The 22,551-nt window shown below is 59.3% G+C and carries 16 protein-coding genes and 1 pseudogene; 6 read left to right on the forward strand and 11 right to left on the reverse strand.

What is annotated here, in order from left to right; all coding sequences use genetic code 11:
• Positions 1-17: 17 nt before the first annotated feature.
• The 3 genes from CI41S_RS15535 to CI41S_RS15545 form a co-directional block, all read right to left on the reverse strand.
• Positions 18-623 (reverse strand): SDH family Clp fold serine proteinase, encoded by a 606-nt coding sequence (locus tag CI41S_RS15535; RefSeq protein ID WP_210242658.1) that lies wholly within the window; start codon positions 621-623, stop codon positions 18-20.
• An 86-nt stretch (positions 624-709) separates the two neighbouring features.
• Entirely contained in the window at positions 710-1,045 is a 336-nt protein-coding gene (locus CI41S_RS15540) for a ubiquitination-like system serine protease family protein (RefSeq protein WP_139860165.1), read from the reverse strand.
• A complete protein-coding gene (locus CI41S_RS15545; protein ID WP_347339253.1) occupies positions 1,042-2,940 on the reverse strand; it encodes a ThiF family adenylyltransferase in 1,899 nt (632 codons plus the stop codon). Before CI41S_RS15545 ends, CI41S_RS15540 begins: the two co-directional genes overlap by 4 nt.
• Between CI41S_RS15545 and CI41S_RS15550 the strand changes: the two are divergent.
• Positions 2,888-3,112: pseudogene (locus CI41S_RS15550) on the forward strand (transposase domain-containing protein); the annotation flags it as partial. The gene CI41S_RS15545 and the pseudogene CI41S_RS15550 overlap by 53 nt on opposite strands.
• A gap of 531 nt (positions 3,113-3,643) precedes the next feature.
• Here the strand turns inward: CI41S_RS15550 and CI41S_RS15555 are convergent.
• Entirely contained in the window at positions 3,644-6,466 is a 2,823-nt protein-coding gene (locus tag CI41S_RS15555) for a UvrD-helicase domain-containing protein (protein WP_139860169.1), read from the reverse strand.
• Here CI41S_RS15555 and CI41S_RS15560 point away from each other — a divergent pair.
• Both CI41S_RS15560 and CI41S_RS15565 read left to right on the forward strand, forming a co-directional pair.
• Positions 6,419-7,468, forward strand: coding sequence for a DUF2130 domain-containing protein (locus tag CI41S_RS15560; RefSeq protein ID WP_244626535.1), 1,050 nt, complete (start codon positions 6,419-6,421; stop codon positions 7,466-7,468). The genes CI41S_RS15555 and CI41S_RS15560 overlap by 48 nt on opposite strands.
• Positions 7,469-7,849: 381 nt before the next feature.
• A complete protein-coding gene (locus CI41S_RS15565; protein WP_139860174.1) occupies positions 7,850-9,055 on the forward strand; it encodes a Swt1 family HEPN domain-containing protein in 1,206 nt (401 codons plus the stop codon).
• Between the two features lie 207 nt (positions 9,056-9,262).
• Here CI41S_RS15565 and CI41S_RS15570 read toward each other — a convergent pair whose 3' ends face one another.
• The 3 genes from CI41S_RS15570 to CI41S_RS15580 all read right to left on the reverse strand — a co-directional run bounded on the left by CI41S_RS15570 (position 9,263) and on the right by CI41S_RS15580 (position 13,211).
• Positions 9,263-9,463: a hypothetical protein gene (locus tag CI41S_RS15570; protein ID WP_139860176.1), complete on the reverse strand. Its 201-nt coding sequence runs from the start codon at positions 9,461-9,463 to the stop codon at positions 9,263-9,265.
• A gap of 660 nt (positions 9,464-10,123) precedes the next feature.
• Positions 10,124-10,549, reverse strand: coding sequence for a hypothetical protein (locus CI41S_RS15575; protein ID WP_139860178.1), 426 nt, complete (start codon positions 10,547-10,549; stop codon positions 10,124-10,126).
• 277 nt (positions 10,550-10,826) lie between these two features.
• Positions 10,827-13,211 carry an AAA family ATPase gene (locus tag CI41S_RS15580; protein ID WP_139860180.1) on the reverse strand — a complete coding sequence of 795 codons (2,385 nt, stop codon included), beginning with the start codon at positions 13,209-13,211 and terminating at the stop codon, positions 10,827-10,829.
• Positions 13,212-13,606: 395 nt separating this feature from the next.
• Between CI41S_RS15580 and CI41S_RS15585 the strand changes: the two genes are divergently transcribed.
• From CI41S_RS15585 to CI41S_RS15595, 3 genes are all read left to right on the forward strand, one after another.
• Positions 13,607-14,182, forward strand: a complete 576-nt coding sequence (locus CI41S_RS15585) for a tyrosine-type recombinase/integrase (RefSeq protein WP_139860182.1) — start codon at positions 13,607-13,609, stop codon at positions 14,180-14,182.
• 602 nt (positions 14,183-14,784) lie between these two features.
• Positions 14,785-15,150: a hypothetical protein gene (locus tag CI41S_RS15590; protein WP_139860185.1), complete on the forward strand. Its 366-nt coding sequence runs from the start codon at positions 14,785-14,787 to the stop codon at positions 15,148-15,150.
• 249 nt (positions 15,151-15,399) lie between these two features.
• The gene (locus tag CI41S_RS15595; RefSeq protein ID WP_139860187.1) at positions 15,400-15,759 is read left to right on the forward strand and encodes a hypothetical protein; all 360 of its coding nucleotides are present in this window, start codon (positions 15,400-15,402) and stop codon (positions 15,757-15,759) included.
• Between the two features lie 52 nt (positions 15,760-15,811).
• On the opposite strand, the gene CI41S_RS15600 is transcribed toward CI41S_RS15595, so the two are convergent.
• The 4 genes from CI41S_RS15600 to CI41S_RS43510 are packed head-to-tail and all read right to left on the reverse strand — an operon-like array spanning position 15,812 to position 22,551.
• Positions 15,812-17,011 (reverse strand): Wadjet anti-phage system protein JetD domain-containing protein, encoded by a 1,200-nt coding sequence (locus tag CI41S_RS15600; protein ID WP_139860189.1) that lies wholly within the window; start codon positions 17,009-17,011, stop codon positions 15,812-15,814.
• The gene (locus CI41S_RS15605) at positions 17,008-20,508 is read right to left on the reverse strand and encodes an SbcC/MukB-like Walker B domain-containing protein (RefSeq protein WP_139860191.1); all 3,501 of its coding nucleotides are present in this window, start codon (positions 20,506-20,508) and stop codon (positions 17,008-17,010) included. Before CI41S_RS15605 ends, CI41S_RS15600 begins: the two co-directional genes overlap by 4 nt.
• Positions 20,505-21,146: a DUF4194 domain-containing protein gene (locus CI41S_RS15610; RefSeq protein ID WP_139486077.1), complete on the reverse strand. Its 642-nt coding sequence runs from the start codon at positions 21,144-21,146 to the stop codon at positions 20,505-20,507. The genes CI41S_RS15605 and CI41S_RS15610 overlap by 4 nt, the downstream gene beginning before the upstream one ends.
• Positions 21,136-22,551: a Wadjet anti-phage system protein JetA family protein gene (locus CI41S_RS43510; protein ID WP_172627101.1), complete on the reverse strand. Its 1,416-nt coding sequence runs from the start codon at positions 22,549-22,551 to the stop codon at positions 21,136-21,138. Before CI41S_RS43510 ends, CI41S_RS15610 begins: the two co-directional genes overlap by 11 nt.

Here is a 22,551-nt window from a genome sequence, read left to right on the forward strand (position 1 = left end):
CGTGCGACTGATATTTGTTAATATCCATCAGCTCGCTGGCGATCTTCGAGAAATTCTTGCCGCGCCGCTTGAGCAAATTCTCCGCGAACGAGCGCGCCCGGTCTCTGACCGACTGGAACTTGCGCACGATGGTGGGATCGAACTTTTCGAATGTGATACGCGCGGCGAGATCCTCGGGCGCATCGCGCGGCGTCATAGGCGTTGAGATAGGTCAAGACAGAGTAGACCACGTCCGACCCGTTCCCGTCCCGGGACGACACCTGCGGGTCGATCGGACCGAGCTCGGACGAATCGCTCATCACGATCGCATTGGCGCCGAGCGCCATCAGCGTGCCGGCGCTCTTGGCAAAGTCTGGAATGATCACCCTTAGTTGCCCCTCCTCGCCTGTCGCGCTGCGGACCAGCCCGATCAGCTTCTCGGCCGCGTCGACATCGCCGCCCGGCGTGTGCAGCAAGAGATCGATCGGATCCCCAGGGTTGACATTGTGGAGCATGTCGACAAAGCCCAACGTGTCGATACGGTCGACCTGCGCCTTGTTGCCGGCGACATAGCAGAGCAGTTTGGGATGCTCGGTCTCGATGTCCTTGATGAGCGTCTGCCGCTGGTAGCGCGCCGCATTCATTGCGGTGAACATCGGCGTCTTCTCGATGGCCCGCGGCGCCTGCGGCGCGATCGGCTGCCGTTCTTCTGTACCGTCTCCACTGTCCCTCATCGATCACTGTCCTTGGCCCATTCGATCCGGCCGCTGCGAATAAAGTAATGGCAGCGCCGCTCGCTGCCGCGATAGTCAATGCTTGGAGAGATGGTCAGTCGCTGGCCTTGATTCAATGTCCAATGGGGCTGCCGCGCCAGGTCGGCGTTGAGCATGATGCGGTGGCCGGTCCGGCACGGGCAGTCGAAGACGATCCACTTGGTGCGGTCAACGTCGCCGACCAGTGCGACCGCATTGCGCGGCAGCTGATCGGGCACCTCGTCCGCCGAGCCAGCCTGACCGATCACGCGCCAGCGCCAAAAGGGAAGCCATTCCCACCAAGAGATCTTCATTCCGCCCCCCAGAGCTGGCCGAGGAACGGCTCCTCGTCGCCAGCGCCCCATTTTCCTGTGCCCGGATGGCAATAGTGCCCGTCGCGAGGCACTGCCCGGTTGGTCGAGATTTCGCGCTCGTGCAGCCTGAGCAGCGTCTCGGTCGGCCGCTCCGCCGGACCGTAGCCGATCAGGCGATCGAGCAGCTCGTTGACCGCGGCAGCGGCCACGGCCGTGGTGAACGCCACGACCGCGGGCTCCACCTGACGGAGCGCCGGCGCATAGCCTTCGTCGGCCAGCTTCTTGCGCTCCTCGGGTGTACGCATTTCCGCCGCCGCGCGCGCCATGTCGACTCGATTGCGGCAGACCAAGCAGCCGGCGCCCGGCGTCAGCGTCGTGATCCGGCCGTCGATGCCGATCAGAGCGCCGTTACGGTCGCTGCTCAGGAGAATGCCGACGTCGATCACCGGCGTCAGCAGGAAGGTCGACAGACGCGACAGGACGAGACGCCCGGCATTGTCGTCGGTGCAGCCGAAGACCAAGTCGACCGCGCGCAGTGCCTTGGCGATCGACTTGAACGTAGTCATACCCTGGATCGTCGAACCGACGAGGTTGGGTGCGATCCGTGTCAGATGGGAGCGCAACACCTCAACCTTGGCTTTACTGATATCGTCGGGCGTCGAACCATAGACGCGGGTCACGTTACTTTCCGAGAGCGTGTCATTGTCGATCAGCAAAAGATGGCGAACGCCGAGCCGCACCAGCTGCTCGGCGACCGCCGACCCCGTGCCGCCGGATCCGACGATTGCGACACGCAGATCTCCCAGCACGGCCTGAATGTCCGAGCCGAAGGCGCGCACATTGCGGTCGAAGATCACATCCGGCGCCGACGCCTGCCGCGCAAAATTCTGGATCAGTCGCCAGCGTTCGCCGACAATCCAGACGCGGTCGATCAACGTCGTTGGACCGCCCTCGGGCGTCAGTTCGCCGCTGAACGCGAACCTCTCGCCGCGGGGCGAGGCGATCAGCGTCGCGTAGACGCCGGAGCCGCTGCGCAATTGGAAGAGATCAGCGATATCGCGATCAACCTGCCGGTCGTGCTTACTCGGCAGCGGCACGCCGCCCTCGCCCGGATGGGTATGAAACCAGATTGGGATCGCGCCGTCGGCTTCGGCCGCGCCGAGGGCACCGACATAGCCCTCCGAGCGAATCATCATATGATGTGGGCTCTGCTCTTTATATGCCGCCTGAGGCACCCAATGCAGCGACCGCCCGAGGAGACGGTCTTCCCCGCCGACATCGACGCGACGCGCGAGCAGCACGCCAGCGCATTCCAGCGGATTGTGCGCGGCAGTGGCAATTTCGTCGGCGAGCGTACCGGGAAGGACGAGGGTTGTGGTCATGCGGCGCGGGCCCTCGCGGCGGCCTCGAGTTCCTTCCGGACCAGCGCCAGGTAACTCTCGAGCGAATCGATTCCGGACCGCCACTGGCCAGGGTTGAGGTGGCGCGACCAGCGCTGCCAGGTGCGGCCAAAGATACACCTCTCGCGACTCGGTCGCCGCGATGGGCTGCCCGTCCGTGCGCCGGACGGCCGGCGCGAACCACCACATGTCCGGCTGAACGTCGGGATACCCGGGCGCGAGCCGGAGCATGAGGTCCGCGGCCGCGGCCGTGAAGCCGTTCGGCAGCGGAAAGGATGGAATGACGATCGCGATCATACCGCCATCGAGCGAGACGACGTGTCCCGGGGCTCGCGCCTGCAGATGCCCCTGGTCAATGGGCGGTAGCATCTGCCTCCCCCTCAATCGCGGCCAGGGTTGATCTGCGCCGGCGCGGTGAAGAAGCGCAGGCCATTGCGCATCTCGACCCTGGCACTTCGCCGGTAGCCAGCGTGGCGCCGACCGTGCCGCCATCATGCTGACGATGATCACGACCTGTCGCCTCAACGAGGTCGATCCCAAGGCCTGGCTCGCCGACGTCCTCGCCCGTATCGCCGATCTTCCCACATCGCATCTGCACGAACTGCTGCCCTGGGAATGGAAGCTCCTGGGCCAAGCCGGCAAGCCCGCCGGTCAACAGGCCGCCTGACCTTCACGCAACGCCATCATAGAGCTCGCCGGGCCCGCGCGCATGCCTCAATCAGGCGGTCTTCGTCGTATGCGTACCCTTCAGCATGCCCATTGCGCTCTGAGCCATCACGAGTGGCAATGGTGATAAGTTCGTCTTTCTCGGCATCGTAGTGAGCGAATGCGAGTGGACCGCGATCGTCACTAATAAACCACAACCTTCCCGCTTCGCAGTGCTCTTTGATCCAACTCAAAAGCTGTCCTCGAGCCTCTTCAGTTGCAAATTTCGCAAACCCCGTTTCTCTAAATGCTTTGCCGTAAAGGTTAGCCAATAGCGGCGCATCGTCAGGTTTCGCCTGGGTGCGTCGCAGCTCCCCAAATATTTTCTAATACAGCGTCGATAATCATAAACTTGGACAGCTAGCAGTAAAGCGGGCGCTACCGCGGACGGACTGCGTCCGCCATCAAAGCGATAAGCCACACCCAGCAGCCGCGCCCGGGCAAGTCGGTGCTGGAGGCGGAGAGACTGGAAGTCATCGCACATATTTCAGCGTCACAGATCTTTCAATTCCACCCCTTGACCGCGGCAAAAGGCAAGAATTGCTTGTACGTCACCACTACGCAGTTGGGTCTGAGACCATAGATCGTTCTTTGAAAATCGTTTGAGATCGCTTATTCGCTTTACACCCATCCTCCGAAGTACCGTGAGGATGTGCATTGGGAAGTTCGCCACAGACAGATCGATTTCGGTCGGAATTTCGATAGTTCGCCGGCTCTCTATTTTGCGAGCACGATCCCTAAGGGCTGCGATTACAGCCTTGGTCAGATGCTTCGATAGAGACGCGTCGCTAGCTAGCAAGAACTCTTGCGGCGTTTTGATATGCATGGAATGCAAAATCATCATCTCACGCGTGGTGAGATCAAGGCCCTCCAGGCCATCACTCAACGTAGTGTCGCGGTCGGAAAGCGCCTTTTCGAGTGGTTCGATCGACGCTTTGGTCTGAGTTGAGATTGAAGATCTTTTGCGCGCAGGTCTGGAGCGGATGCTGGGTCTCAGGCCCAATGCAGCCTCCTTCAATCGATCTTGTAAAACGCCACGAGCGACCGGTCCCCAGAGCGCTCCACCGACGCCGGTTTGAAGATCGTCGCGCAGGCTACCGATATTCCTCCACTTGAGCCTACGCTGCGTACCGGCTTGGACCATGCCTCTGCCGTCAACCAAGTCCTCGAGTTTTTCCTGAAGATCCGCTTCGAGTCCACGCGCGTACGGAGTAAAGACGAACTCGGTCCCGGTCAAATTGCCCAGGTCCAGATTTTCGGCGTCAGGAAACTCTTGGAGAAAGCCCGGAATGCCTAGCTCTGGTAAAACGTCCGTATCGACAACATCAGACCATTGAGATACTTGCAATCCGAGCGTCGCGAGCCATTTGCAAACGATCCCAGAGAATGAAAGAACTAATTGGCTCTTTGCACGCGTCATGGCAACGTAGAATTCGCTAGCGTTGCGGAAAATCTCCTGCTCTGGAGCTCCACTTGGGGGAAGCTGCCCTTGCGCGCAGTTAACAATGACCATTGTATCGAATTCATAGCCCTTTGTTTGTTCCAGATCGGAGAGAAACCGAGAACCATGAAGGAACTTCGATGCTCCGTCGAGAACCGGAATCCCGATCTCCCTTCCATATTGCTGCACCTCGAATCCGGAGTAGCCCACAATGGCGATACAACCTGAGTGACTAGCTCCACGGCGCTGCGCGATTTCGTCGTTGGCGTCTAGGAGCTCTATTGCTGCAGCAATTTCCATGCTGAGAGAATTCGCCTCAAGCAGTAGAGGTTCGGCGCCCGATCTGTATGAGAGTTCCGGATCCGAAATCTCCAACTCTCCCTGTTCAAAATGGGATTCAGATAGGTTCTGAGTGAGAACTTGATGAGCGATCCGCAATATCTCTCGACTGTTCCGGTAGTTGCGAACTATCCGAGACGATCTTCCTTTGACATCAATGCCAGCCGCCTCAAAAGATTGATGCTTAGGGAGGATATGCTGTGCTGCATCGCCACAAAGAAAGAGATCGTTCTCGTCGGCAGCTACGAGCTTTCGAATGATCGAGAGCTCGACGCTGCCAAAGTCCTGCGCTTCATCGACGATAATGGACCGATAGCGCGGAGCGATTACGTCAATATGCCTGGCCACCGCAGTGACGACGCCCATGTAGTCCACAACGCCGACCGCCGACATCTTCCGCTCCCAGCCAGCCAGACCTTCCAGGATCGCGGGTCGATGATGTTCTGCGATTTTGTAACCACGACCTTGCCGAAGGATCGCGGCGTACTCACCTCGACGCTCTTGTGGGAGCGCGCTTCTGATCCAATCGAACTCCTCGGAAATATACTTTTCCGCGTCGATTGATTGCGAGGTCAGTAGCCGGTGCATCGGACGAAGGACTTCTGCATCCCTTACGTTGCTAAGGCAACGATAGAACTCCCGATAGATTTCATCCTTATGTTCCTCCAAACCCCAAGTCACATCGCTGTAGATTTTCGAATTTTTCGGCTCAAACTCCCGCAGCAGCGTCTGGCAGACCGAGAACAACGAACTAACCTCAATCCGCTCTCTTAAAGCTGCATCCGAGCCGCAGGCATGGTCTACGATTTCTGAGATGAATTCGCACAACGCGCGATTCAGGCTAAGAACAAGTATTTTGTCGGCTGGATACTTGCGTGCAAGGCGGACGGCTCTCTTGACCGCAATACTGGTTTTTCCCGATCCCGTCACGCCTGATAGCTTGGCAGGCCCAGCATAATCAGCAACAACATGTCGCTCCTGCTCTGGGTGCATGAATAGAAACCAGTCGAACGGATGACTGGCCTCCATGAAACGCGATACCCACTCGCTATATTCAGCCGAACCGAGTTGGACTTTTCTCGTTCCGTCGCCCAGGTCTAATTCGAGCACCTCCTCGGCAGACAGCTCAGCGATCGGCTTGAACGCCCCGAGATGGAGAAGAGCGCGGTTCTCCGCTTCTTCGATCGCTCCCCCATTCAGAAGGACAAGGACGTCAAAAAGAGCCGCGCGTAGATTCTCGTCGGTTATCTGCTCTACTGAGCGCCTTATGAGATCGTCGGGACTGCCCGCTCGAACTTGCCTTATCGGCTTAATCTCCCGGAAGGGACGATCACCGAAGAGCCTTTCGGACAGATCATCCGGCAATCTATCGATTAGCTCACCCGCCCAATGGTCGGGCTGGTTATTAATGATTATGCCGCCGTTGGTGTCGGAAATTTTGGTCCTGCCGAGCGACCGTCCCGAAACAGCGCCAATAGTGAGGCCACGATGCTTGTCGAGCCACTCGTCAGCCTCCTCGTGATCGCCAAGGAACATGAGGAATACACAACCATTGCCCACTACGGTGATCAACCTGCAGAAATCGGACAGATCGTATTTCACGCATCCGGCAATAAGCTAGCGGAGGCCCAGCAAGCTCAGGCCGAAGCTCTCCGCAAGCAGCGCGAACTTGACGAAAAGGCGCGCGAGCTGGAGATCACCATCGAGAAGCGTGTGCAGGCGAGCCAGGCAGAGCTCGTCGCAAAAGCACGCCAAGACGTGACTGATGAACTAAAATCTCAGGTCTCGCAAAAGGACGCGCAGATCGACTCGCTAGGGCGGACGGTTGAGGAACTGAAGCGCAAGCTTGAACAGGGCTCGCAACAGACGCAGGGCGAAGCTTTTGAGCTAGAGCTTGAGAACCTCCTGCGCACGAAGTTTCCCCTGGATCTCATCGAGCCGGTCGCCAAGGGCGAAACCGGCGGCGATATCGTCCACACCGTGAACGGCCAGATCGGTGCGACCGCTGGCGTGATCCTGTGGGAACTTAAGAACACCAAGAACTGGTCGGACACCTGGCTTCCCAAGCTGCGCGATAACAAGCGAGCGGCCAAGGCCGATGTGGCGCTGCTGATCTCGGGCGCCCTGCCCAAGGGCGTCGAGACCTTCGATTTGGTGGACGGGGTCTATGTGGCGCATCCGCGCTGCGCAGTTCCCGTGGCGCTGACCCTACGGCAAGGCCTATTGGAGGTTGCCGGCGCGCGGACGTCACAGGCGGGCCAGCAAACGAAGGCCGAGCAGGTCTACCAGTATCTCACTGGTCCACGCTTTAAGCAGCGCATTGAGGCCATCGTGGAACGCTTCAGGGATATGCGCGAGGATATTGATAAGGAAAGGAAGTTCATGGCTAAGGCCTGGGCCAAGCGCGAAGCGCAGGTCAGCACCATGATTGAGTCGACGGTCGGCGTGGTCGGGGATTTACAGGGAATCATGGGCCAAGCGATGCCCGAGATCGAAGCGATCGATGCGCCGCCGATGCTGGAGGGTAAGGCGGCTTAGCGCTCGAACTTGACCGACGATCTCTTAGTTGTTGGCACCCTTGAGTTGGCTCTGGGCGTTCATCTTTCACATCACATAGACTCCGGCCTCTCGCACCTGGCGGCGCAACCTCACCGTCGCCGGGCTTGTTGAACGGCTTCCCGAGCTTAGCGACCAGCATGCCATGTCGTTGCCGTTGCGGCGTTGAATGAGGGTGCAGGCGCGACGAAACCACTCACTCGCCAATAGGACCGTTCTCGACGAGCAGATACCTTCCGCTTTTGGCACCTCTGCAATACGCGCAATGGTGCAACGTCGTTGATGGAAGGCCTCTGTTGAGCTTTTGGCACGACGCCGCGAAGCCCAAATTCTGCTATAGTATTTCGGGAGCGGAACATAGCCATGAAGCTTACGGATCAGATCCTTAGACAGATCGAAAACAGCGAGCGCCTCACCAAGCAGCTCACCATCGTCGAGAAGTTCTCGGCGCCGAACCTGACCGGCGCCGGCGCTGGGATTGAGCGCCTTCAAAGGATGCAGAAGCTCGCGGCAGGCTTGGACCTGTCGAAGTACGCCGAAGCCGCACGGCTTGCGTCAGGAGCTCTTGCGTCCGTGAAGGCAAGCATGGTCGCCGGCTCAGATCTCAGCGAGACCATGCATAAGCTCACAGAGGTCCCCTCTGCCCTGAAGTTCTTGCAGGACCAAGCAGCCCGCTACGAGCAGCTGTTTCGTCCCACTGCCCAGCAGGACTTTCTGAGGCTCTCGGAGGTAGCCGCAAGCCTCACCACTCCCAAATGGCCGAGCCAGATTGCCCTCCTCGGGGACAATATTCAGCGCCAGTTGGAGAGCATCCGTGCCCCGTTGATCCAGATGCAGGACAGCTTGAGATCGCTGCGCGGCTTTGGCGAGCTCTCGGCTATCGGCGCGGCCGTGAGGTCGATTGAGCCGTTCGACCCGAGCCTGGTGGGGGCGCTCCGCCGCGACCTCGGCGACTGGCGCGATGCGGAAGCCGAGCCGGCCGAGCTGATCGACGACCCGGGCGGGCGCGTCGCGTTGTACGAGGAGCGCGGTTTCAACGTCGAGCTGACCGAATTCCCCGCGGAAGGCTTCGAGAGTGCCCTGGTGGCAACCGGCATCGACCTTGGCGCCGTGAATGACGCTCTTGCGCCGCCACCCGCAGAGATGGTGCCGGCGTTCAACGTCCACGCTTACCAATGGCTGTTCGTCTTCGAGGGTGAGCTGCGGGCCTTCATCCTCAAACGCCTCATGGAAGCGGCTGGCGACGACTGGGAGGCCCGCCTTCCGTCCGGTATGCGCGACCGATGGCAGGACAAGAAAGCCAAGGCGCTCTCGGAGGGAGAATGCGAACAGCCGCTCATCCACTACGCCGACTTCGCGGACTATGTTGACATCATCCTTGGCAAGGCCAACTGGCGCGACTGCTTCAAGAGCACCTTCAAGCGGGAGGAAGCCATCCGCGAGGGTTTCAATCGCCTGCGGCCGATCCGCTTGATGACCGCGCACATGCGCTTCATGACGCACGAGGAGTGGCTGATCCTCAATCTGGAGGTGCGGCGCATTCTGCGGGCGATCGGGATCCGGATCTGAGAGCTCAGAAGACCGTGAGACAGTGGACGGCCCTGCGACCGATAGTTTACGTGTCTTTCGAATGGGTATGGCAAGGGATACATCGGCCACGTTGGTGGGCCTGAACGATTTTCCCAAACCAGGGCCAGTCGAACCTGACACGACCTTGATACTGGAAACTCGCCGACACTGGAGTCGCGCTCCTGTTCGTGGGGCCTTCGTTGTCGCCTACGTGCTCATAGGCATATTGTTCGCGAAATCCGCGAGTTCGTAACCGGTTATGGCGCCCAACTTGCCCTCGGGCTTGCGATCTTTCTGGCAACGCTTTGGATTGGGCTCGCCCTGCACCGCTTGAAGCGAAACGCGCTTGGTTTCTATGGCCGCCTCGAATTCTGCTTCGGCGTGGCGTCTGCCAGTTATGACCGCCATGGATACCTGCAACCCAACTCGATGAGCGCGCGCTCCTAAACGCCTGACCGAGATCGTAGCCATCCGGCGTGAAATCGACGACCGCCCTCATCGCCGCCAACGGCGTGATCGATCGACTGTTCTCGGCAACGCCGCAGATGGCCGGGAAGTCTTCACTTGGTGCGCGGCGATCTACGTGATCGTGAGCGCATTGGATAATCGTTGCGAGGGCGTCATACGATGAGCTGTGCAGAAGCTTAAACGAATGACCGGGGCGAGCAGCTTAATGCCCAGCTCGACGTGCAGGAGCGGGAGATGAGCGGGATCCCCCTCGACTGATAAGCAAACTCTCATTTTCTTATCAGTCGGGACCCGCCTCCGCTCGCTTTCTTGCCACGCGTTCCAGATTCACCTGTTCTTGAGGATGGCGTCAATCGGCTTGCGCGGAGGGATTAATATGTCGTAATCGCGGGCGCTGGTAGCCCGCGAATTGCCATTCATTTTACTACTGCTACCTTCAGGCAATCGTCCGGAAGATGCCACCGAATTCCAACGAAACATCGGATGAGATTAGATTCTAGACTGATCATTGGACTGCCCGGAAGAGCTTGTTGGTAACATCCTTATTGAGCGGAAAGAGTCTCGACGCCGAGTTGTGCGCCGAGACAAATTTCTTCTTTGTCAGTCTCTAATGAGGCGACGCTTCTTGTCTTTTTCCGTTCGCTTGCGACGTCCTATCTGCCGCCGACTGTTCGGAGTTTTAGCGACTTGCCGCTTGATCTCGTCAATCGCGAGCAACAAGTGAGTGACGAGTTCATCCGCCTCGAGCAGCGCGGTCATCGTCTCGACATGCCGGGCGGGGTCGATAATTTCGATATCCATCGCGCTCAGCTCCGACAGTTCTTCGGCAACATCGACGGCGAGGGCCGTCTCCAGCGCGGCGAAGGTGTCGGCGCGCTGAGCGCGCAATTCGATTTCGCTCTTTCCGACACTGTCGGCGGCGACGAAGCTTTCCATAAAATTGTCTTCGTCGGATGTCATCTCGTCTCCTTTGGTCGGGAATTTCGCTATAACCCTTCGATGCGTCATGTGTGCTTTTATCGACATTGATCTCTCTCCTGATACATTGCGGTGATGCGCGAATTGCCATCACGGCATCATTTACAAGTTTGATTTTTTGAGCCGTCCGCGTCCCACAATGACTGACAAGCTTTCAGCGAAAACCTTAACAGTCGACCGATCCGCCCCCATTCGCAACCAACCTTCGCTAGTTGGCAGATCAAGTTCCCTTTCACCCATCGGCCCTCGGAAAGATCCTTAGCTCCTCAAGGCGAGCCATTAACGTCCCGCTCCAGCCGCCAACGGCTCCATGCGCTTCGTTAGGTCATCCGGGACTGCCTCGATTTAGCTCGAAAGCATTCTTTAAGGCAGCGAGACGAATTCCAAACTGTTCGTAATCCGGCACAACGGCAGTCAATTCCTCGTCGAGCTTGAAGTCACGATTAAGGCTTCTCAAGGAAGTTCGGATTGCATCGGCTTCAATCGAATCGTCCAACGAATCCTCGACCTGCTCGAGGAAGAAGCGCGCTTGCTCGCGAGTAGCTTGGTTTGGATTGTCAGCGAGGAAAATCTTGCGAAGGCGATCAACCGCGACACTTACCCTTTCGTGCGACGCGTCGCGTTCCGCCTTTCGGCGCATTGTGTTCAATCCCCTAAAAAGGCTTCTCACTCGGTCGACGAATTTATCAATTGAAGCAGACAACGCTGGATTTGAAGTGGAATTGGTACAGATTTCGACAATTGCACGCGCGAAACCAATCTTGTCAATATGCCAGTCATCGCCGACCGCTTGCCCTAGCGCATCGAACAGGGGTTGCGGCTTTGCCTTGAGGATCTCTGAAACACGTTCTTCCGATATCATTGGTGGTGGCGTTTCTCGGTACTTCTGCACCTCAGACAAGTATCTGTTCGTTGCAGCAACAGCGAGAGGAAGCGAAAGCATATCCTCGATTTCCGTTAGAGGCCGCGGTAATCCTGAGGCCGCCTCCTTCACATCTCCGAGCTGGAGCACGTACTCAGGAGCGAGCAGGCGCTTCATCTTTGGGTCGTTTTTGATGATTTTGGTCGAATCGTTTCCGGCCTTATCCGAGTCCAACAATACGATAACGGGCGGTCTAATCGCATCGCGCCCCCGAACGAGATGGATCATGTATGGCACTTGGGTTGCCGAGCCGCAGGGCACAATCACGATACGATTGAGATCGAGGGTATCGCTTTCTGGCACGTCCGGGCCAACGATCAGCCGCGCGATTCCTGCTAGGATGATCTGATCGCCAACTCCTTCAACAAGGAGATTGCAAGCACCGACGAACGCCGTTTCGCCGACAAAGCCACCGAAGGCGGATCGAAGTGGCTCATAGTGGTTCTGTGAAGCATTTCTTATCACCCGCGTTCCATCAAACCCCGCTCCCTTTTGCAGAACTCGGACACGCTCGGCATGATTCTTGTCAATGAGGAATGGGGAGTGCGTTACGTAGACGACTTGCACTGGACGGGCATCAGAGCGCGGATTAGCGAAGTCGTCGAAGATTTTTAGAAGATCTTGCTGCGCCTCAGCGGAGAGATAGGCATCGGGCTCATCCATCAAGAGAAGCTCGAAACGATCAGCAGCTGGTTTATGGCAGCGCGATTGAATGAGATAAGATAGAAAGTATTTCAGACCGCTGCTGCGTTCCGCGAACGTATACTCGGTACCTGTTCGGTCCCTCACAGTGAAAACGAGATCAAACTCGCGAGGCGTAATGCGAAGTGAAAAATCGCGATCTTGGACCCACCATTTTGGGAAGTTTAACTCCTTGGCAAGCTGTTCATTGATGCGGGTCACGAGCGCGTTGGCATAACCGTCAGCACCGTCAGATAGCGCCTTGGCGAGATCTTCGAGTTTCGTCGGTTCAACATTGCCAAGCTCAACTAGGAGATCTTTCGCAAGGGACAATGCTTCTGTTTCTCGCGAGATGTGACGATCACTGGCCGCCAAAGGCGTGAAGATAGGACTCCACTTTTTGTGGAATTGTTCGGCCTGCTGGGCAAAATGAGCATGTCCAGGAGCAAGCGTCTGCCACAACTCCATAGCTCCGCTCATGAGGCTGGCACGGCCTTGCCTAGTCGAAAGAAGGCCGGAGGGAATGCTGGCGTCGATGAGCCAACCTAGCGCAACGGAATTTGGAAGCGCAACATCCGGCTTAATCCGGAAGGATCGGGGCAGCCACCCTTGGCCGAAGACCGCGATTCTATCTGGCTGAATAGCGAACGAGGCCGGTTGCTCGTCGCTCCGGTGCACGAATATTTGAAGTTTATCGGGTCCCTCGCGAAACATCGCGAAGCTATCGATGGTGATCGAGCCGCTGTCGATGTCTCGTCGCAATCCATCCTTTTCCTCTGGCGTGAGGTCGGACCATTCCAAACCAAGATGTGGCCAGAAGGACTTACCCCGCTCGACACTAAAGAAGGGAGAATATCGGCATAAATCGCGCTGCTCAAACCCTTTTCCCGACAAGGCCTTTTCGATCGCGCTGAGGAGGTGGCTTTTTCCAGATTCGTTTGCACCAACAATGGTGGTAATGTTCGGATCGATGTGCACCTCGATATATGGATACCATATCCCGTCGAGCATTTCCCAGGGCTTCGGTTGAGCCTGTGCATGTACCCTTCTAATATGATCATAATTGAAAGACTTGTAGAACCGGGCGAACACTGTCTTCAGTTTCATCCTCTCAATCCCCTAACAATGAGACGAACTTACCAACCCACCATCACGCCCCTTTAGCTGAGGCGCGTTACGAAGAAAGCGCCGCCGACCGGGACCTCGGTTACGTCAGCGAGCATCGGCGCGAAATCAGCCGAGCCTTCTACCAGTACACGAATCTATATTTTTATAGCATTGACCAAAAGTAGATTTCCCCTGCGCGGCCAGGTTCGATTATAAAAAACAGCGTTCTCGCCGGCGCGAGTTTTCGGAATCCAACAATTGAAATGGGGATGAAAAAGGAAACCGCTGCCAATCACCGACATGCGCAGAATTGAACCGCGTCACTGACTGATAAGCTTATATTTTGTTGCGCAGCGCCGCTGATCGCTTAGAATGCTTCGATCGGTCGAAGCGAGATGGCAGGCAAGCAAGCCAAAATTCTTTCTGTTCAAGCGGCGCGAGACTTGTTGCTCTTTGCCGAAACGACCCGACACCCGGATAGAAATCGCGTTATCGTCTTGCTCTCCGTAAAGGCTGGCTTGCGCGCAGCTGAGATCGCAAAACTCACCTGGGATATGGTCGAGACCGCCGACGGCGAGATCGGTGCTACGATTGAATTGCGGGACAGCGCGGCGAAGAAGCGCCACGGCCGCCGCATACCAATCCAGAACGACTTGCGCGACGCGATGATCACGCTCCGCAAGAGCTCTCGCGGCGAAGGACCGGTTGTTCGCTCTGAACGCGGCGGCCCGATGACGCCGTTGAGCATCGTTGTCTGGTTCAATCGGGTCTTTCGCGCGACAGGATTGGACGGCTGCTCCCCTCATTCAGGACGCCGAACCTTCATCACTCGCGCGGCTCGTTTGGTGCACGAGGCTGGCGGATCACTCAGGGACGTCCAACTCCCGGCAAGTCATTCGTCTATCCAAACGACCCAGCGATACATCGACGGTGACAGTGAAGCGCAGAGGAGGCTGGTATCGCTAATCTGAGAAAATTGGCGAAACCAACCTCGGGTGCCATGTCCGTCCCCGGAAACGTCCGCCGATTTCGCGACGGTTTTCGTCGCAGCAATCGTTCGTGAAACCGCCAGATGGCCGAGATCAACCCAGGCGGACGTCGCCTCGCCCCCCACCCAACCTACGGCAGGCCATTCGTTCCGAGGATACACCGGCCCTGTTCGACTGGATGGTCGAGACCTTCAACTTCCAAGGCATCTCCGACGAGGTTGCAGCGTCTTATCTTAAGACCCACGGCGGCATTACCTGGCGTCAAATCAAGGCTGATATTCGCGGCGACCCGGCGTGCTCGCTCCCGGGGAGTTACTGGGCTTATGAAAACTGTCGATATGACAAGACGTGGAGAACGTGCAGTCGCCGCCGCCACTTCAGCAGCTGGCCGGTCCCGTCTCATCCATTGAGAATGGCCGTCTCAACCAAACCGCATTCAGCTTCTTTCTGTTCGTAAGAGACGTTGCCGGATCCGACCTTTTCGGATGGCTTGATGATCAGCTGACGGCCGCGGCCGACCATAATCTAACTGCACAGGAATCCCTGGTGGCCATATCTTCGGCGTATCAGACAAGGTCCTCACCATGACCCTGTCAGCAGTGCTGATGGCCGATCGGAAATCCCGGCCCGACTGGTTTGACGTCGGCAGCCAGATGGTCGTCGTCGACCGGCTCGTCCACAACCTGCTGGCCCGAGCCGGGATCCTGACGAGGTTTGGCGCGCCTCACGCTTACGGCCAGCGCTGCTACGGCGAGAACGGCTGCGCAGACATTTTGCGGCGAGTTTCAGCGAACATCGACGCGCGTCAATTCGATGCTAGCTTTCCCGCGAATTTTCCGCGCTATATTCAGCATGCTGCTTGGCATTACTGCGCCGCTAGCGGCCTAAACGTCTGCAACGCGAACAGTCATCATGTATTGTTTACAGTATTTGCGGCCGAAAACCTCTAAAAAACAAGTAATACCGATACATAAAACAACATCATTTTTCAGTTATAAAGTATTGAAATAATTGAACTATTTGCAAAAATGAGCAAGTATATCTGCGCGAGCAGATCGATATTGCCTCGTAATCTTAGAAAAAGGAAGCATACAAATGGAAAAACCAAGATTATCGGGTTTATCCCGAAGCCAGAATAGATCGATCTTTGCCAGCAGGGGGCCCACATCGGGCCCCTTCCACTTTTCGGGGAGGCCGCAATGACCAAGCCTAAGCCCGCCAAGCCAAAGACGTCCTCAAACCCGGCCATCATCGTCTTCGGGCTCGATCCGGCCGGTAAGCCAAAGGCTGGCCGGTTTCCAGGGAAGGATGCCGCCTTGGTCAGAAAGGCCGCCCTCGCCCTGAAACTGACCGCCTGTAGCGTCACTCGGCCAAGGCTCGTGGAGCTCGTCAGCCGGATCCCGGTTGGCCGGCTCCACGCCCAGGGAAGGGCCTTCCTGCCGTTCATCAAGCCGGACCTGTACCAAGAGCTGGTCACTGCCTCGAACCCCTCTATGGCGGCCGCGGCGAAGCCTGGCTCCGTTTACGCGAGCTTGCAACTTACTGGTCTCATGGGTTGAATCGCAAGACAAGCCCTCGATGCGTCGCATCATGGAAGCTCGCAAATAAAGTTTAAGGCACTCCGCGTGCCGGCGGCGCCGGATCCAGCGCCTCCTGCTCCAGGTGGCGCACATCCGATGCATACGCCAACCACTCCGCCAGCTCACGGATCGCACTGCGGGACCTTGCGATCGAGGCCAAGCTCGGATCCGCATCTGCCGGCTGGCCCGATTTCTCAGCCAGCTCCTTGGTCATCAGGTGCGGTTGCGGCCCCCGCGGCAGGTTTTCCTCCAGGTAGCGGAAAATGCGCACGCCGCCACCATCCACATCGCCCCAGTGAAGAAACGGCACGTCGGCCGGCACAGTCGCCAGAACCTTTGCTAGAAGCTCGATGACCCCCGCCGCCGGGAAGCCGCCGGTGTAGACGACCAGACTGTCGTCCTCGATCTCGCGAACCTGCCGATTGAAGCTCGTATAGTTCTCGATCGTCAGGATCGCCGTCGGACGCTCCAAAACCGAGAGTTGCAGCAACATCTCCGGATGAATGGACGCGAACGGCTTGGCACGGCCATCGACCAGATGACCGCCAGCCCCCTCAACTGCGACCGGCCCCCTCAAGTGAACGGGATGGCTAAATCGCTCGAGTCCGATGTGCGTCCAGATCACGTCGGCCGCAGCGCCCGGCTGGCCGATTTGAACCCCGAGAACGGCAGCGAGCCGCGAAGCGTGCCGATCGAACGCCTTCGTGTCGTTCGTCGCCTGGTGAGAAAAGCTTCGCGCGTCCAATCCTCGGGCCTCCTGCCGCGAGATGGACGCCAACAGCGTGAAGAACTCCTTGGCGGCATCGGCCTGGCCGGCTGTCAGGCGATAGGCAGCCTCGCCGCGCTCCCACCTGGCCGTCATCTCGTCCAAGAGGCTGGCGACCCATGGCTCGCCGGCCTCTGCGACGGGAAGCAACACCTGCCTGACGCGCTGCGCGGTCGCCGGCGCTGTCGGACGCCCGAGCTGTCTGGCGAGTAGTTCAGGGTCGCGAACTCGGACCCGCTCGATCAGGTGGCCCCGGTCTCTCTTGCCCCACTGCACGTCAACCGCACCGAATCTCTCCGCTGCGATCATCAGATCGTGGAAGCGGCTCACCTGCTGCGCGGTCGAGAGCCTGTCGTACTCCGGGGCTGCGGATGCTGGCCGGGAGCGATCCGGATTGCGCTCGCTCCGCTCTAGCAGCCGTTCGAGGAATTCGATACCGACATCCGTCGTGCGAACGTCGGTCATTCTGCGGCCTGATCCTGCGGGACGACCGCAGCCTTTTCGGCCGCGATCAACTCGGATTTGAACACGTCGAAGCCCTTACGGTACGGATCGATCGCGACAATCGCGTCGCGGGCCTTCTCGGTCAAGAATTCGGTGTCGATCATCACCTGATTGCCAAGCCGGTTCACGTTCACGACGGTGTCGACCACTTCCATGAACACATGCCGCTTTTCGTCTGGCGTGGCCAGCATGACCTGGAGCCCCAAGTCACGCATGAATTCCGAGCACTGACCGATCGCCTTCGTGTCCAATCGATTGAAGGCCTCGTCGAAGATCGCGAGGGACAGCCCGCTCTCCCCGGTGCGCCGGTTCTGGTACGTGGCGGCCAACGAGGCACCGATGGCGATGTAGAACGGCAACTGGCCTTCACCACCGGATCCCGTGCCCGCGCGGCTAGTCAGCGACGATCGGATCTTGCCTTCGGCATCCTGGATGTAGAGCTCGAAATTGAAATACTTGCGCGGATCCTCGATTTCCTCGGTCCGAGCCTCCGGATTCGACAGGATCTCCTCGATCTGACGGACCGCGCGCATCATCGGCGTGTTCGCATCCCCGGTGCGATCGCCGAAGAGCGGTAGATTGAACTCCGGCTTCCTGGATTCCTCAACGAGCTCGATCATGTCGACATGGGTCGGGGCCTCCAGCGCCTTGAACGAATAGTAGTCCCGCCCGTGGAACTGACGATCCTTCAGGTGACGGTTGAGCTCGTTCAGAGTGGCCTTGATGCCGGTGAAGGCATCGTCGAGGCGATGAAGGAGATCGTCGCGGAAGGCCGATGTCATCTCGGTTGCGGCGTTCCGGCACTGCTCCTCATACTGGACCAGTTCGTGCCCATCGAGGCGCTCCTTTTCGGCCGCGGCCCACTGCTCGACGGCCGTCGGCGTCGCCTCTTCGGCCGTGAATGGCGGCACGACATGGAATTCCTGGCCATGCTTGTTAATCGCCCCGGTCATTTCGCGCATGAGACTCGAGCGGCGATCCGTCGAGCGGCGATCCCGATCCGCGACGAAGCCAGCTATGAGGTTCTGTATTGATTCGGTGGCGATCGCAGGGACCTGCCCCTGGTACTCACGCATGGCCGGCGATTGCGGAAAGCTTTCCCGCATCTGGCGCGCGCGGTCGCGCCGCGCCGCCGACAAGGCTTCGCGGTTGTTTTTCAAGTAGTCCTCGTACGCGCCATCGGCCTTATCTCGAGCACTTTTCGCAGTATCGAAGGCCTTCTGCGTCTCCGACTTCTTACGGCCGGCCGTCTCGACTTCGCCGGCGAGGCGCTCCAGATCGGCGACGAGCTTGGGATCGCGATTTCGCTTGGCGTCCTCGATGTTTTTCCCGATCTCGGCGAGCTTGCGGTCGAAAGCGGCCAGGTCGGCACCGCATCCGGAGCAGGTCAGACCAGCTTTGATCATCTTCTCGAAGCGGGCGAACATGTCCTCGAACAACCGCGCCTCATCCTCCAGCCGACCAACTTCGCGCGCCCGCTCGGCGAGCTGCCGCTCAAGTTCTTTTCGCTCGGCTTCAAGTTGCTGACGCATTTGGCCCTGTGTGGCGCGCCCCAGCTTGAGGTGCTCAGGCCTGGGTAGCCGTCGGATCGTCCGCCCGCCCTGCATCATCCGGTCGGGGGTGATGGCGTTCTCGGCGGCGACCATCCTGTCCATGGTCTCCACCATCATCAGCCGGCCGAGCCGATAGTTGAGGAAGGCTCGAGCATGCCGGTTTTCCGTGCTGATGATCTGCGCCAACGAGCCCTTCTCGGCGGGTCGTGTACTGTCGGTCTTGGTCGTGTTGATGACCTCGGCATGTTGGAATGAATACTCGCCTCCTTCCCGGTAGATCTCCAGGGCGCGGACGGCCCGACCAGGCTCCACGATCAGCGCCTCACGGGAGCGACCCAGGACGGCCTCGGCCGCCATTCGCCATTTGTCGTCGCGGATTTCCACCAGATCGCACAGCGGCTCGGCCTCGATACCGTGCGAACGAAGCTGATCGATCAGATCCCGGGTGCCGCGCTCGATAGGACTGAGCCCTTGGTCCATCCGCTTCAGATTGCTGTCGATCTGATCGATGCGATCCTGAAGATCCTTTGTCGCGACACGGGCAGTGAAATGGGCATCCGAGAACGTCTTGCGGACCGCCGCAAGCCGCTCCTGGTCAACGGCGACAAGCGCCGCGTCGAGATGCGAGGCGCTATCCTTCCAGTCGTCCGGGAGCGTCTTGTCCCATTCGGAAAGTGGCGCCCTTCCTCGCGCGACGACGACCGCGCTGAGCAGCGCATGCAGCAGGTCGTCACGACGAACCAGCAGATTGAGTTCGACGGCCTTCTTGACCGAAGCGATGAGACCATCGATGTCCTTGACTGGCGCGATGGCGTTGGCGCGCTGGCTCAGCGTTGCGGTCTTGTCCGATTCGTACATCTGGGCAAGCTGCTCGGCGTCGCTGGTCCTGATCGAGAGTTCGATTGTCTTGTGCTCGGCGACAAGCGTGGCGTGTCGGGCCGCGGCCGCGGTCGCTTCGACTTCGGCTTTGCCTGCGGCGCTCCGGAGCTGCGCCAGGGCTTCTTCCTGTCGCCTGGCCTCCCGGCGAAACCTCTCCCATTCCAGGCGGGCGATCTGCCAGCTAGTGGTTGCGATAACACGCTCGTTTTCGACCACGCGGCTGACGATGCGCAAGATCCCCGCCAGGCTCGCGCTTTGCGCCTTCAATTCCTCGATGCGGCGCGTCAGAGAACGCCAATGTTCGATACCGCGCCGAAGCCTATCGACCTGGATGGGCTGAACGTCGAGAACGTAGTTCCGAACGAAATCCGTGGGATTGTCGACCGGCTTCAGCAGGAGGGCATTCCGGAAGGCCTTCTGGAAGCGCCTGGGGTCGAGCGGAAACCCGGCCGGCGACAAGGCCCTGAGTGATTCTGCCACGAAGTCGGTTGCGCTCGAGAACGCGTCGTCGACTTCGATTTTGCGAGCGCGCAGAGCGTTGCGCACGGCATGCCACTGCAGCGTCTCGACCTCATCGTCGCCGACCGCCGCGAGGATGTCCTCCTTTGTCAGCGCGCCCTTGGCAATGAACCGCGCCTCGCAGGACTCGTCGCTTCTCGATGCCGATGCCGAAAAGGCCACGCCCAGGCTCACCGCCGAGCCGTCGTCGAGATCCTCGAAGACCAGGATGATGTACGTGTAGGCGTGCTGGCGCGTCGGCTCCGACCGCTCGCCCTTCTCGTCGAGCGAGACCACGCCGAGGCAGTAGTCGCGCAGCGTCCGCTTGCTCCTGACGTTGCTCTGGGCACTCGGATTGAAGCGGATGCTGGCCATACTCGCACCGGAAAGCACGGTCTGCACTGCGTCGATGATCGCCGATTTCCCCGCGCCGTTCGGGCCGATGATGGCGGTCATGCCGCGCATATCGACCTGCTGCGCTCGGAACAGGTACCAATCGACCAGGATGATGCGACGGAGTTCGATCACGCCTGCACCTCGCTCGCGGCGTCGGTCTTTGCCGTCGCTGCGGTCGAGCGCGAGACGAACTCTTCGAGGGAGCCGAGCGTGTCCTTGGAGACCACAATCGGCAGGGCAGGCCGCAGGAACAGGGTGAAGTTCCTGTCGTCCCGATCCTCGATCTGGACGAGCCCGCGCTGCCTGAAGCCGGCCAGGATTTCCTTCACGCGCCCGAAGTTGGGTCGCTCCCGGTGGGTCCGGTCCTCGTAGATCTGCAGGATCTGCTCGCTCTCGACCTCGACCTCGCCGAATTCCTTGGCCTCGAACCGAGTGAACGCCTCCTCGTAGTGGAGCCGCAGCACCAGCAGGAGCAAGCTCTCGTCGAGTTTCATGCTTTGACGCGGAGGCAGCTCGTTCGCCACCAGGCCGACGTAGCCGTCGTTCGGCCTGCCCACGACGCGGTAACCGAGCGCATCGAACAGGTTTTCGAAGTAGCCCGTGTAGCGGCGGAGCAGCTCGTAGGAGGTCTTCACGCCCCAATCGTTCTCGTAGATGAACTGGGTGCGCCAGAGCGCCTGGGCGGCCTGACGCAGTTCCTTCTGCAACTGGTCGCCGTCCTGCCCTTCGGAGTCCGCGTCGTCGATGATTTTGGAAAGATCACGCAGCATCGGCCGTGGTCCTCGTTCTATCGATCCGGAAGGCGGTCACGTCGATCCAGTCGTTGGCAGTGCGCCCCTCCTCGATCGTGATCGTGAATTCGCCCAGCCGCACAGAGCGACCGACCGCAGCCAGGTTCGGGATAGCCCGATAGGCGAAGAGATCGGGAATGCTCTCGATCTCGATCTCAGATGATGACACGGCGTCGCGGCCTTGCATGTGCCGGCGAGCGAACTCGAGCAGCTTCTGGTCGGACACGCGCACCATCCGGTCGAACTCGGTAGTGGCCTGGACGTAGGCGCGCAGATAGGGATCCTGTTTCGGGACCTTGAAGCGCGTCCGCTCGGGCGGCGCCTTCGGAGGAGGCGGCGTGTACAGCGCGAGCGACGTGATCGGCAGACCCACATCCGGCGACCTCAGGCGGATCTCCACCTCGTCAGTGCCGATTTTCGAGAGTTGCTCGATCAACCGGACGATCCGCTCGGCCGAACCCTCTCCCATGACGTCCATGTAGTGGACGGTGGTGCGGATGCGGCGCTCGAGGCGATCACGGAAGTCCTCGATCTTGTCCATGAAGGGACCGACGTCCTCGAACACGCTCTTGATCTTCTCGAGCTCAGCGATGACGCGTTCTTCGGCCGTCGCGACCGTGGCGCCCGGGGCCATGACGCCCTGCTCGATGTAGGCGCGCGAAATCTTGCCGACGAGCCCGGCATCCGCAAGCATGTCGCCCGCCAGCGAGGCGATCGTGCGACGGTGACGATAGGGATTGTTGGACGTCTTGAGCTGCTTGTAGTCGGCGATCAGCAGCCCATCGACGAAGTCCTGGAAGAACGTGCGGAGGATGGCCGCCGCATTCGGATTGCCAAGAATGCGGTCCTCGATCTCGCGCATGCCGGCGAGGATGCGACGCATGCTGCGGGCGAACCGCAGAGCCGTGTCGTGCGCGTTGGCCAAGCCCTGGGCCATCGTCTCCGGCTCGCGGTTCGCGGCCTCGAGGTTGTTCTTGACGTCGACCACGGCGCCGGCGACGCGAACGCGGCTGTTTCCGAAGTCGGTGATCGCGCCCAAGACCATGAACGCGTCCGGGTTCATGTCGACGTAAGTGCGCCACTTCTCGGTCTCTTCAGTAAGCCAGCCGGTGTCGCGGAGGCGATAATAGGCGAGATAGTGGGCTTGGCTCGTGGTTTGATCCTCATCAGGATCGCCCTCGGAAAGATCGCCCATGGATCCGATGCCGAACTCGGAGAGCCCTATCTCGATCTGCTTGACGACCTCCTCCCTGAGCGGCGTCTCAAGGATGCGTGCCGAGTAGACCCGCTCATAGAGCCGCATCAGCAGGCGCGCATAGACGTGCTTCTTCGGCCCCGACAAGGGCTTGAAAAGGGTCTCCGGAAGGTAACCAAACAGCTTCAT

Source organism: Bradyrhizobium ivorense (assembly GCF_900696085.1).
Classification (GTDB): Bacteria; Pseudomonadota; Alphaproteobacteria; order Rhizobiales; family Xanthobacteraceae; genus Bradyrhizobium; species Bradyrhizobium ivorense.

What these genes read in the sequence shown, in the direction of transcription:
- CI41S_RS15570 (WP_139860176.1), bottom strand. Translation starts at nt 9,463, where the DNA reads ATGGCGGTCATAACTGGCAGACGCCACGCCGAAGCAGAATTCGAGGCG.
- CI41S_RS15595 (WP_139860187.1), top strand. Translation starts at nt 15,400, where the DNA reads ATGACCAAGCCTAAGCCCGCCAAGCCAAAGACGTCCTCAAACCCGGCC.
- CI41S_RS15535 (WP_210242658.1), bottom strand. Translation starts at nt 623, where the DNA reads ATGAATGCGGCGCGCTACCAGCGGCAGACGCTCATCAAGGACATCGAG.
- CI41S_RS15555 (WP_139860169.1), bottom strand. Translation starts at nt 6,466, where the DNA reads ATGTTCCTTGGCGATCACGAGGAGGCTGACGAGTGGCTCGACAAGCAT.
- CI41S_RS15540 (WP_139860165.1), bottom strand. Translation starts at nt 1,045, where the DNA reads ATGAAGATCTCTTGGTGGGAATGGCTTCCCTTTTGGCGCTGGCGCGTG.
- CI41S_RS15585 (WP_139860182.1), top strand. Translation starts at nt 13,607, where the DNA reads ATGGCAGGCAAGCAAGCCAAAATTCTTTCTGTTCAAGCGGCGCGAGAC.
- CI41S_RS15580 (WP_139860180.1), bottom strand. Translation starts at nt 13,211, where the DNA reads ATGAAACTGAAGACAGTGTTCGCCCGGTTCTACAAGTCTTTCAATTAT.
- CI41S_RS15610 (WP_139486077.1), bottom strand. Translation starts at nt 21,146, where the DNA reads ATGCTGCGTGATCTTTCCAAAATCATCGACGACGCGGACTCCGAAGGG.
- CI41S_RS15565 (WP_139860174.1), top strand. Translation starts at nt 7,850, where the DNA reads ATGAAGCTTACGGATCAGATCCTTAGACAGATCGAAAACAGCGAGCGC.
- CI41S_RS15600 (WP_139860189.1), bottom strand. Translation starts at nt 17,011, where the DNA reads ATGACCGACGTTCGCACGACGGATGTCGGTATCGAATTCCTCGAACGG.
- CI41S_RS43510 (WP_172627101.1), bottom strand. Translation starts at nt 22,551, where the DNA reads ATGAAGCTGTTTGGTTACCTTCCGGAGACCCTTTTCAAGCCCTTGTCG.
- CI41S_RS15575 (WP_139860178.1), bottom strand. Translation starts at nt 10,549, where the DNA reads ATGTCGATAAAAGCACACATGACGCATCGAAGGGTTATAGCGAAATTC.
- CI41S_RS15590 (WP_139860185.1), top strand. Translation starts at nt 14,785, where the DNA reads ATGACCCTGTCAGCAGTGCTGATGGCCGATCGGAAATCCCGGCCCGAC.
- CI41S_RS15560 (WP_244626535.1), top strand. Translation starts at nt 6,419, where the DNA reads ATGCTTGTCGAGCCACTCGTCAGCCTCCTCGTGATCGCCAAGGAACAT.
- CI41S_RS15545 (WP_347339253.1), bottom strand. Translation starts at nt 2,940, where the DNA reads ATGATGGCGGCACGGTCGGCGCCACGCTGGCTACCGGCGAAGTGCCAG.